This is a genomic window from Prolinoborus fasciculus, assembly GCF_056724605.1.
Map to the genome: position 1 here is coordinate 22797 of NZ_JBWZQN010000036.1, position 10940 is coordinate 33736.

Genomic DNA, 10940 nt, shown 5'->3' on the forward strand with positions numbered 1-10940 from the left:
GATTAATCTGCCTTTTGTGGATCAAATAAGCGGTCTTTAATAAAGAAAGCGGGTATCAGGCCGCAAAGAAAATAGGCAATGCCCATAATCAGTAAGCCGGTACCAATTGAGCCTCCTTGAGCAAAATAGCCAATGGTAAGAGGTGCAAACACCGCACCCAGTCGGCCTACGTTATATGCCCCACCCACTGCTGTTCCACGCACTTTGGTGGAGAAGCTTTCTGTCATGTAAGTCGCATTAATACCGTATGGAATACCATAGAGAAAACCGAAAAATAACATCAGCCAGAGGATATTATCCGGCGTATTACCAAAGACAATCACAGGGATAAAAATTGCAGTACCCATAGTGCCGAAAGCAAATACCGCACGACGGCCAATCCGGTCAGCGATAAAACCAGCAATAACTTTGGTACACATCATGATCAGGAAAGTCCCGATCATATACATGGTCATTTCTTTAAACTTGATTCCCAGATCAGTCTCTAAATACGCCGGTAGCCAGTTGCTGACTCCATAATATCCAAACTGTAAAAATGCGGTACTGAAGGACCAGAGGATAAACATGCGACGGCTAAGTGCATCTTCAAAAATCATTTTAAAAGTATTTTTTGGTTTTTCCTGCAGAATACCACTGGCTTTTGCATCCAGGCGTGCTTTACGCGCATCTAACCAAGCTTTCGGCTCAGGCACCAAGAAGTACATCGCGAAGGCCAGTACAATTGGAATAATGGCAATATAATAGAGGTATCGCCAGCCAAATTCAGGCAATAGCCATCCAGCCAGAACAGTTGCGACCACCGAGCCTAAAGTCCAGCCAGTCATAAGCGTTGCCAATACTGTAGAGCGATATTTGGTGGGTACATACTCTGCCATGAGTGTGTTACAGGCAATATATAGAGCACCTAGTCCAATCGCAGACGTAAAGCGCAGCCATTTGAACTGATCATAACTTTCTACGAATCCTAACCAGAAGGTTAATGAAGAAAATAATGCAATGGCAATGACGATCACACGAACCCGGCCAAAACGGTCACAAGCCCAGCCACCAAAAAAACCGCCGATAGCCATGCCTGCAAGCGTCCAGCTCCCTAAGGCACCGGCCTGCATATTACTTAATGAAAACTCTTGTTTCAGACTGGTCAGACTGTAGGCTAATAACGCAATATCAGCACCATCAACCAATAATGCTAAAAATGAGAAAATAAAGGCCAGAATCCAGACTCTTTGCTTGGGTTCGTTTCCACCTTCCACTGGGTGTTGTTGTGAACTGATCGTATCCATAATGCTCTTTCTACTTTTCGGCACTCCTGTGCCTTTTTAAAACGCATATTTCACTTAATTATTTAGGTGAAATATAGAATATTCGCTGATCATTACCACGCTTTAGCAAGGTGGTATAAAATGATTTTCAAAGTTCTTGATAAATTTTCTCTGCAGAAATCACGTAGCAATACATTGAATGATGTGATTAAGCACAATTCTTAAACCCGTAAAACAATCTAGCCAGCAATGCTGGCTAGAAGTTGATGTCAGGTTTAGTTGCAAAAGGCTGCAATTCCGGTTTGTGCACGACCTAAAATCAGGGCATGTACATCATGGGTACCTTCATAGGTATTTACCACTTCCAGATTAACCAGATGACGGGCTACACCGAATTCATCGCTAATGCCATTTCCACCCATCATGTCACGGGCCAAACGGGCAATATCCAGTGCCTTGCCGCAGTTGTTGCGCTTGATCAGTGATGTACCTTCAACTGAAGCAATGCCTTCATCCTTCATGCGGCCAAAACGTAAAGCCACCTGCAAACCGAGTGCAATTTCAGTTTGCATATCTGCCAGTTTCTTCTGGATCAGCTGATTCGCAGCGAGTGGTCGACCAAACTGTTTACGGTCCATGGTGTATTGATGCGCGGTATGCCAGCAGAACTCTGCAGCTCCCATGGCACCCCAGGCAATCCCGTAACGTGCACTATTCAAGCAGGTAAAAGGCCCTTTTAAACCGCGAACTTCCGGAAATGCATTTTCTTCTGGAACAAAGACGTTATCCATTACAATTTCACCGGTGATTGAGGCACGTAGACCCACCTTGCCGTGAATCGTTGGAGCAGAAAGCCCTTCCCAGCCTTTTTCTAAAATAAAGCCACGAATGTCACCGATATTACCTTCGGCAGAAACTTCTTTGGCCCAAACTACAAATACATCGGCAATCGGACTATTGGTAATCCACATTTTTGCGCCAGTTAAACGGTAACCACCCTCGACTTTTTTAGCACGGCTAATCATGCTGCCCGGATCCGAACCATGATCCGGCTCGGTCAAGCCGAAGCAACCAATATATTCACCGGTTGCTAATTTTGGTAAATACTTCTGCTTTTGCTCTTCAGAACCAAATTCATTAATGGGTACCATCACCAGAGAGCTTTGTACGCTGGCCATTGAACGGTAACCTGAATCGACACGTTCAACTTCACGAGCAATCAGACCATAACTGACATAATTTAAACCTGCACCGCCGTACTGTTCCGGAATGGTTGGACCGAGTAAACCCAGTTCTCCCATTTCACGGAAAATAGCCGGATCGGTTTTTTCATGACGGAACTGTTCCAGTACACGCGGCATCAGTTTGTCTTGACAGTACGCTGCCGCTGCATCGCGAATCATGCGCTCTTCTGATGTCAGTTGCTGTTCTATTAAAAACGGGTCTTGCCAATCAAATCTAATTTTTGTCGTCATTTTAATATTTCCTTATTTTAAAATTATGAGATTAGGCGGTTGCTTGTTTAATCATTTCACGCGCAATAATAATTTGCTGGATTTGTGTGGTTCCTTCATATAAACGGAACAGACGCACATCACGGTAGAAACGTTCAATTGAATATTCACTGATATAACCCGCTCCACCATGAATCTGCAAACAGCGATCAGCAACTCGACCACACATTTCAGTTGCAAACATTTTGGCACAAGAGGCTTCAGTCGTAACATTTTGGCCAGCATCACGTAGACGCGCAGCATCCAGCACCATACATTTGGCTGCATAAATCTCGGCTTTGGAGTCTGCCAACATACCTTGGATTAGCTGGAAATTCGCAATGGGCTGGCCAAACTGTTTGCGTTCCACTGCATAGTTAAGTGCATCTTCCAGCATACGCTCTGCCATGCCGACGCTATAACCGGCAATGTGCAGACGGCCCTTATCTAGAACGCGCATTGCTGTTTTGAAGCCAATCCCTTCTACACCGCCAATCAGCTGATCTTTATGCACTTTACAGTTATCAAAAATTACATCACAGGTATAGGAACCATGTTGGCCCATTTTCTTGTCAATTTTACCTAGGCTTAAACCAAGTGTGCCTGCTTCGACTAGAAATGCTGAAATACCGCTCGCATCTTTAATCTCTTGATTGGTACGTGCCATCACGGTAAATGTCGTGGCACGTGGTGCATTGGTGATAAAGCGTTTAGTTCCGTTTAAAATATAATAATCGCCGTCTTTGACTGCACTGGTTTTTAAAGCAGCAGCGTCTGAGCCGGAATCCGGTTCGGTCAAACAGAATGAACCAATAATTTCGCCCGTTGCATAACGCGGTAAATATTTCTGTTTTTGTTCTTCTGTACCGTCGATAATGATGCCACTTGAGCCAATGCCGTTGTTAGTACCAATTAAAGAGCGGAATGCAGCTGATGTATGACCTAACTCCATCGCGACCAGAATTTCTTCTTCCATGGTAATGCCTAAACCACCATATTCTTCTGGAATCGTCAGGCCAAACAAGCCCAGCTCTTTCATCTGTTCCACAATATGTTCAGGAATGGCGTTGTTCTCTTCTACTTCATGCTCAAGAGGCACCAGTTCATTTTTTACAAAATCGCGAATCGTTGACAGAAGTTGGTCTAGCATTTCCGGATCACGAATCATATGAATCTCCATGGATATAATTTAGGTAAATTCCTTTACCCTTATTTTTGTTTCGTATTACGAAATAAATAATCATATAAAATCATTTTGAGCAAGTGAAATTATTAAAAATTTTATATTTTAACTAAAAAATGAAATTTTTCTGGTATTCCAGTTGATTTGTGTTTAATATTTAATTTCACGATACGAAATATTTTGATGAGTGATTATTCTATTTATCAGTTTTTTTTGAATAGATAATTAAACCTTTTTTCTTGCTGTAATATTTATCGATCACTGACTCTTTCGGAGAAATCGAAACTTTTTAAATATATTGGCTACGTGTTAAACCTAAAAAACTAGATGATTTTATATTGTCTTCAAAGTTGGGTAACAGGATTCTTTTCGACCACAAATAATTTCGGCACTTTTTCCTATATTTTATCTTTTGTAGAAGTGTTTTATTTTGTATCGTGAAATTATGTTGCTATCATATTCATTAATTTAACTTTAATTGCCCTGACCATGACAAAAAATAAAACTGGTGAAATTCCCAACTTTGATGAAATCCGTTTAGATCCGATTTCACATATTCATAGAGAAAATAATCCTCAATTTATTGCGTCTATTGCGCGTGGATTGGAAATCTTACGTTGCTTTTCAGCGACCAATCAATTGCTTGGCAATCAGGAAATTGCACAATTAACCAACTTGCCTAAGCCGACTGTAGCGCGTATTACCAGCACTCTGGTTTCTTTAGGTTATTTAAAACAACTGCCGAATACCACGAAATATCTACTGGATGTTGGGGTATTGGCTTTAGGCTATGCAGCTTTGAGTAATATTTCTGCACGTACTCAGGCCTATCCATTTATGGAAGAAATGTCACGCTATTCCCAAGCCCCTGTGGCAATGGCTACCCGTGACCGTCTCAGCATGATTTATCTGGAAGTAGTACATACAGAATCGACACTGACTATGCGCCGCCCTGTCGGTTCGACTTTACCGATTCATAGTAGTGCCATGGGACGTGCCTGTCTGGCAGCGATGGATGTAAAGGAACGCGAATATTTATTTGATGCGATCAAGAAAAGAAACGAAGATCAATGGCCAACCATCAAGCGTAATCTGGAACGTGCAATCCGTGATTATCAGGATTATGGCTATTGTCTGTCTCTAGGTGACTGGGCAAAAGATGTGAATTCCGTGGCAGTTCCGTTGGTTCACCCCAAACATGGGATATTAACGTTTAACTGTGGTGCCCCAAGTTATCTGTTAAATCAGGAAAAACTGGAAAATGAAATTGGACCGCGTCTGATTCACATGGTGAATAATATTGCAATGAATCTCAATAACATATAAAAAAATTAATTATCAGAGCGACATTAAGTCGCTCTTTTTATTGAATACCCAATCTACACATCTTCTTCCTTTATCCAGAATTCTCAGCAAACCTTTTTAATGCTGCGAAATAGATAAGATTTAAAAAAGATAAAGTCCTATTTCAAATAAAAAGATCAAAAATAAGCTTCATAACCGATTTAGATAATGCTATAAATATCGTATAGCGAAATTGGATTTTATATTATGGAAAATATAACAAGAGAATCGATGGAGTTTGACGTCGTCATCGTAGGCGCAGGCCCTGCGGGTCTTTCTGCTGCGATCAAAATCCGTCAACTTGCAATTGAAAACAACTTAAACGATTTGTCCGTTTGTGTCGTAGAAAAAGGCTCCGAAGTCGGTGCGCATATTCTGTCTGGTGCTGTGCTTGAACCGCGTGCCATGAACGAGCTGTTCCCGGACTGGAAAGAACAGGGTGCCCCGCTGAATGTCCCGGTGACTGAAGATAAAACCTTCTTCCTGCTGTCAGATGAAAAATCACAGGAAGCACCGCACTGGATGGTGCCTAAAACCATGCATAACGATGGCAACTATGTCATCTCGCTCGGCAACGTGGTGCGCTGGTTAGGCCAGAAAGCCGAAGAACTCGAAGTATCGATCTTCCCGGGCTTTGCCGCATCAGAAATTCTGTATCATGCCGATGGTACAGTCAAAGGCATTCAAACCGGTGACATGGGCATTGGTAAAGATGGCGAGCCGACGCATAACTTTACCCCGGGTTATGAACTGCATGCCAAATACACAATTTTCGCTGAAGGCTGCCGTGGTCATCTTGGTAAGCGCCTGATCCAGAAATTCAACCTAGACAAGGATGCGGATCCACAGCACTACGGGATCGGGATTAAGGAACTCTGGGAAATCGATCCTGCCAAGCACAAACCGGGTCTGGTGATGCACGGTGCCGGTTGGCCGCTTTCTGAAACCGGTTCTTCAGGCGGCTGGTGGCTGTACCACGCCGAGAACAACCAGGTGACCTTGGGCATGATAGTGGATCTGTCTTACACCAACCCGCATATGTATCCCTTCATGGAAATGCAGCGCTGGAAAACCCATCCATTGATCAAGCAGTATCTGGAAGGTGGTAAGCGTATTTCTTATGGTGCGCGTGCTGTGACCAAAGGTGGTTTTAACTCATTACCAAAATTCACCTTCCCGGGTGGTTCTTTGATTGGTGATGATGCCGGCTTCCTGAACTTTGCCAAGATCAAGGGCTCACACACTGCAATGAAATCCGGCATGCTCTGCGGTGAAGCGGTCTTTGAAGCGATAGCTGCCGGTGTAGAAAAAGGCGGTGATCTGGCGGTGGCACGTGTAGTGGAAGGCGAAGATTTCTTTGTCAAAGAACTGACCGCGTATACCGACAAGTTCAACAACAGCTGGCTGAAAGAAGAGTTATATAACTCGCGTAACTTTGGCCCGGCCATGCACAAGTTCGGTCAATGGATCGGGGGTGCCTTTAACTTTATCGACCAGAACGTGTTTAAAGTGCCATTTACCCTGCACGATCTGGTTCAGGATCATGCTGCGTTGAAAACCCAGGCGGCTGAAAGCTTCAAGCCAAACTATCCAAAACCGGATGGCAAGCTGACCTTTGACCGTCTGTCTTCAGTGTTTGTCTCGAATACGGTCCATGAAGAAAACCAGCCAGCGCATTTAAAACTCACCGATGCCTCTATTCCGGTGGAAGTCAACCTGCCGACATGGGACGAGCCTGCACAGCGTTACTGCCCGGCGGGAGTCTATGAAATTATGGAAAATAATGACGGTTCCAAGCGTTTCCAGATCAATGCAGCCAACTGTGTGCACTGCAAGACCTGTGACATCAAGGATCCGTCACAGAACATCACCTGGGTGACACCGGAAGGTGGTGGTGGTCCGAATTACCCGAATATGTAAGGTAATTCCTGTGAAGGAGAAAAATACATCTATTTCTCACATTCACATACCCAATCTTGAAGCAGTTAGTATTAACACTTCACTTTAATTTTTGAGGTAATCCCAGTTCCCTCGGGAGCTGGAATTAATAAGCTAGAATAGAAATAATAGAAAAGATTGTATATAGGGTCAGAGATAAAAATGGCCTATTCGAAACCGAGTAAGCCATCTTTAAGATTTAAAACAAATAACGAAAATTTTTAGTCATTCATCTATGGATTATTGCTGAGCCACAAACTTTGCACGCGCCGCATGCAGTTTCTTGTAACTGTCAATCAGGCGTAAATGACGGTCCAGTCCTTCAAGCTGCATATTGGTTTCGGTCAAACCATAGAAACGAACTGTGCCTTCGATTGAACCTAGAACGGCATCCATACGGGCATCACCAAACATACGGCGGAAGTTGTGCTCATAATCATCCAGTTCCATTTCATCATCCAGAATGACTTCCAGAACGACATTCATGCACTGGTAGAACAGGCCACGTTCAACGGTATTGGTATTGAACTGCAGGAACTGCTCAACCAGATCTTTGGCTTCTTCAAATTGCTGCAAAGCCACATAAATCAGCAGTTTCAGTTCCAGAATAGTGAGTTGGCCCCATTCAGTATTTTCATCGAACTCGATACCGATCAAGGTTTTGATTTCGGTATAGTCATCCTCATCTGCTTCTTCCAGACGCTCAACCAATGCTTGCAGTTGTTCATCATCCAGACGGTGCAGATTCAGGATATCTTCACGATATAACAAAGCCTTGTTGGTATTGTCCCAAACCAGATCTTCTACCAGATAAATTTCCGAATAGCCCGGTACCAGAATACGGCAAGCTGTTGCACCTAGATGCTGATACACCGCCATATAAACTTCATGGCCCATGTCTTCCAGAATCGTGAATAATTCCTGAGCTTCGTCCGCATTCGAATTTTGACCGTTATTAGTGAAATCCCACTCGACAAAATCATAATCTGATTTCGCGCTGAAGAAACGCCAAGACACTACACCGCTCGAGTCGATGAAATGCTCGACGAAGTTATTTGGTTCAGTCACGGCATTACTGCTAAAGGTTGGTTTTGGCAGATCATTCAGACCTTCAAAACTACGGCCTTGCAATAACTCAGTCAGACTGCGTTCCAAAGCCACTTCAAAGTTTGGATGGGCACCAAATGAGGCAAATACACCGCCGGTACGTGGGTTCATCAAGGTGACACACATGACCGGGAACTGACCGCCTAAAGATGCATCTTTGACCAGAACCGGGAAGCCCTGTTCTTCTAGGCCTTTAATGCCTTCAACAATTTTTGGATATTTTGCCAGAACATGTTCAGGCACATCCGGTAGTGCCAGTTCACCTTCCAGAATTTCGCGTTTTACCGCACGCTCAAAAATTTCAGACAGACATTGTACTTGCGCTTCAGCCAAGGTATTCCCGGCGCTCATCCCGTTACTTAAGTAAAGGTTTTCGATTAGATTTGATGGGAAATAAACGGTTTCACCATCAGACTGACGTACAAATGGCAATGAACAGATACCGCGAGCCTTGTTCCCCGAATTAGTATCATAAAGATGGGTACCCAATAACTCATCTTCTGGATCATAAATTTCACGGGTATGTTCATCTAAAACTTCTGCTGGCAACTCGCCATTTGGACCTGGCTGGAACCATTTTTCATCCGGATAATGCACAAATTCTGCATTGGCAATATCTTCACCCCAGAACTGGTCATTATAGAAGAAGTTACAGTTCAGACGCTCAATAAATTCACCCAAAGCAGATGCCAGCGCACTTTCTTTGGTTGAGCCCTTACCATTGGTAAAACACATTGGCGACTGCGCATCACGGATATGCAATGACCACACATTCGGCACGATATTACGCCAAGACGCGATTTCAATCTTCATGCCAAGGCCTGCCAGAATTGCAGACATATTGGCAATGGTTTCTTCCAGCGGAAGGTCTTTACCCGGAATAAAAGTCGTATGATCAGAAGCCAGACTTGGCATTAACAAGGCTTGAGCATCTGCATCGATACTTTCCACTTCTTCAATGACAAATTCAGGACCGGTTTGAATTACTTTCTTGACGGTACAACGGTCGATCGAACGTAAAATTCCTTGGCGATCTTTTTCAGAAATATCAGCCGGCAGTTCCACCTGAATTTTAAAAATCTGTTTATAGCGGTTTTCAGGATCAACAATATTATTTTGCGAAAGGCGGATATTATCAGTCGGAATATCACGTGCTGCACAATATACTTTGACAAAGTAAGCTGCACAAAGCGCCGATGAGGCCAGAAAATAATCGAATGGGCCGGGAGCGGAACCATCGCCTTTATAGCGAATCGGTTGATCGGCAATTACCGTGAAGTCATCAAATTTGGCTTCTTGGCGGAGATTGTCGAGATAATTGACCTTGATTTCCATGTGGACACCTAAATGTTCTTATGTGCCACATGGACAGATAAGATGCTGAATCTGAATGTACAAGCCGAATTACGCAGGAGAACTTGACTTAAAAATGAATCAGGGTAATGACGTAGCCATGCTGCTACGGCGAACCCTTTAAGGATGGGCGCTATTATAGAGTCATTTGATGAAATTGATAACGTTTGTGAGTTTTTCCGGCATATTTCTCGTAAATGACGCAAACAAAAACAGGATATATTCAGTTTTTATAACCTGTTTTGCTGCATTGCTTCTTCTATTGCTTTGGTGAGCTTTAGCTGAGATTTTTGATCCGGTCAAATTTCGGATAAAACACCTCAGTCAAGACCATACAACTGAACTAATTAAAAATCATAACTTAAACCAAATAAAGCCAGATTGCGCTGCTTTTCACCATAGCGATCATAACCTCCCAGCAGATATTCGCCTGACACACTTAATTGAGGCAAGATGGCATAACTGAGTCCGGCAGAGGCATAACGAAAGGCAAACTGCTTTTCGGTATCGCCCAGTTCACCACCCTCATATTTGCCTTCATCGTTAAAATAGCTCCCTGCTGCTGTAATGCTGGCATTCAGGCGATCATTCAACTGGTGGCTCAGGTTAAGCGTATAAAAAGTATCGCCCTGATTGGCATAAGCCACATCATACAGATAGGTCGATACGCTGGCGCCGATACTGGTCTGATCATTCAATGTACGACTTACATTTAAACCCAGCTCATTTCCAGTGGTGTTCTCACCGCCCGGATAATAATAGGTTGCGTTCCATAGATCCCAATCATAATTTTCGCTGCTATGGGTATAACCCAGCAGAAAGTTATGCTCGAATTTGTCTGAACGATGTCCCTGACGCCCCTGCACTTCTGCATAAGAGTATCCAAGCGTAGATCCCCAATATCCGACATAAAAATTACCATAAGCCAGATTCAATGCAGCCTGTACAGCAACATCATCATTTTCAGGCGCATTGGTCAAACCGCGGGAGACGTATTTAGAGACCACACTCAAGTTTCCGCTTGCTTCTATTTGTTTTACTTCCGCACCATCGGCATAACAGTAAAAACTTGAAACAGCAGCACAGCCAAACAGCACTGTTTGATTGAATATTTTCATAAAATATAAATGTATTAAGTATCCATTAAAAAGTAAACATGTATTCTTTTCCGAATTGGTTTGATACTTTCTCCACCCATTGCTCTATTTTGTCAGCTGTCATGACTTGAAAATCTCGCCAATAATATTTCATCTGCTTCCA

Annotated in this window: 7 protein-coding genes; 2 read left to right on the forward strand and 5 right to left on the reverse strand. The window is 43.3% G+C overall.

Annotation, left to right across the window (positions count from 1 at the left end):
- Positions 1-2: 2 nt before the first annotated feature.
- The 3 genes from AC1P5O_RS09845 to AC1P5O_RS09855 all read right to left on the reverse strand — a co-directional run bounded on the left by AC1P5O_RS09845 (position 3) and on the right by AC1P5O_RS09855 (position 3923).
- A complete protein-coding gene (locus tag AC1P5O_RS09845) occupies positions 3-1283 on the reverse strand; it encodes an MFS transporter (RefSeq protein ID WP_004646972.1) in 1281 nt (426 codons plus the stop codon).
- A gap of 254 nt (positions 1284-1537) precedes the next feature.
- Positions 1538-2737, reverse strand: coding sequence for an acyl-CoA dehydrogenase (locus AC1P5O_RS09850; protein ID WP_004646973.1), 1200 nt, complete (start codon positions 2735-2737; stop codon positions 1538-1540).
- Between the two features lie 31 nt (positions 2738-2768).
- Positions 2769-3923: an acyl-CoA dehydrogenase family protein gene (locus AC1P5O_RS09855; protein ID WP_121979794.1), complete on the reverse strand. Its 1155-nt coding sequence runs from the start codon at positions 3921-3923 to the stop codon at positions 2769-2771.
- A 504-nt stretch (positions 3924-4427) separates the two neighbouring features.
- Between AC1P5O_RS09855 and AC1P5O_RS09860 the strand changes: the two genes are divergently transcribed.
- Positions 4428-5264, forward strand: coding sequence for an IclR family transcriptional regulator (locus AC1P5O_RS09860; RefSeq protein WP_004280319.1), 837 nt, complete (start codon positions 4428-4430; stop codon positions 5262-5264).
- 225 nt (positions 5265-5489) lie between these two features.
- Positions 5490-7202: an electron transfer flavoprotein-ubiquinone oxidoreductase gene (locus AC1P5O_RS09865; RefSeq protein ID WP_121980140.1), complete on the forward strand. Its 1713-nt coding sequence runs from the start codon at positions 5490-5492 to the stop codon at positions 7200-7202.
- Between the two features lie 258 nt (positions 7203-7460).
- Here AC1P5O_RS09865 and AC1P5O_RS09870 read toward each other — a convergent pair whose 3' ends face one another.
- Both AC1P5O_RS09870 and AC1P5O_RS09875 read right to left on the reverse strand, forming a co-directional pair.
- Positions 7461-9662 carry an OsmC domain/YcaO domain-containing protein gene (locus AC1P5O_RS09870; RefSeq protein WP_121980141.1) on the reverse strand — a complete coding sequence of 734 codons (2202 nt, stop codon included), beginning with the start codon at positions 9660-9662 and terminating at the stop codon, positions 7461-7463.
- Between the two features lie 365 nt (positions 9663-10027).
- Positions 10028-10798, reverse strand: a complete 771-nt coding sequence (locus AC1P5O_RS09875; RefSeq protein ID WP_121980142.1) for a TorF family putative porin — start codon at positions 10796-10798, stop codon at positions 10028-10030.
- Between the last annotated feature and the right edge of the window lie 142 nt (positions 10799-10940).

Coding starts and splice junctions, on each gene's coding strand:
- AC1P5O_RS09845 (WP_004646972.1), bottom strand. CDS start 1,283: ATGGATACGATCAGTTCACAACAACACCCAGTGGAAGGTGGAAACGAA.
- AC1P5O_RS09850 (WP_004646973.1), bottom strand. CDS start 2,737: ATGACGACAAAAATTAGATTTGATTGGCAAGACCCGTTTTTAATAGAA.
- AC1P5O_RS09855 (WP_121979794.1), bottom strand. CDS start 3,923: ATGATTCGTGATCCGGAAATGCTAGACCAACTTCTGTCAACGATTCGC.
- AC1P5O_RS09860 (WP_004280319.1), top strand. CDS start 4,428: ATGACAAAAAATAAAACTGGTGAAATTCCCAACTTTGATGAAATCCGT.
- AC1P5O_RS09865 (WP_121980140.1), top strand. CDS start 5,490: ATGGAAAATATAACAAGAGAATCGATGGAGTTTGACGTCGTCATCGTA.
- AC1P5O_RS09870 (WP_121980141.1), bottom strand. CDS start 9,662: ATGGAAATCAAGGTCAATTATCTCGACAATCTCCGCCAAGAAGCCAAA.
- AC1P5O_RS09875 (WP_121980142.1), bottom strand. CDS start 10,798: ATGAAAATATTCAATCAAACAGTGCTGTTTGGCTGTGCTGCTGTTTCA.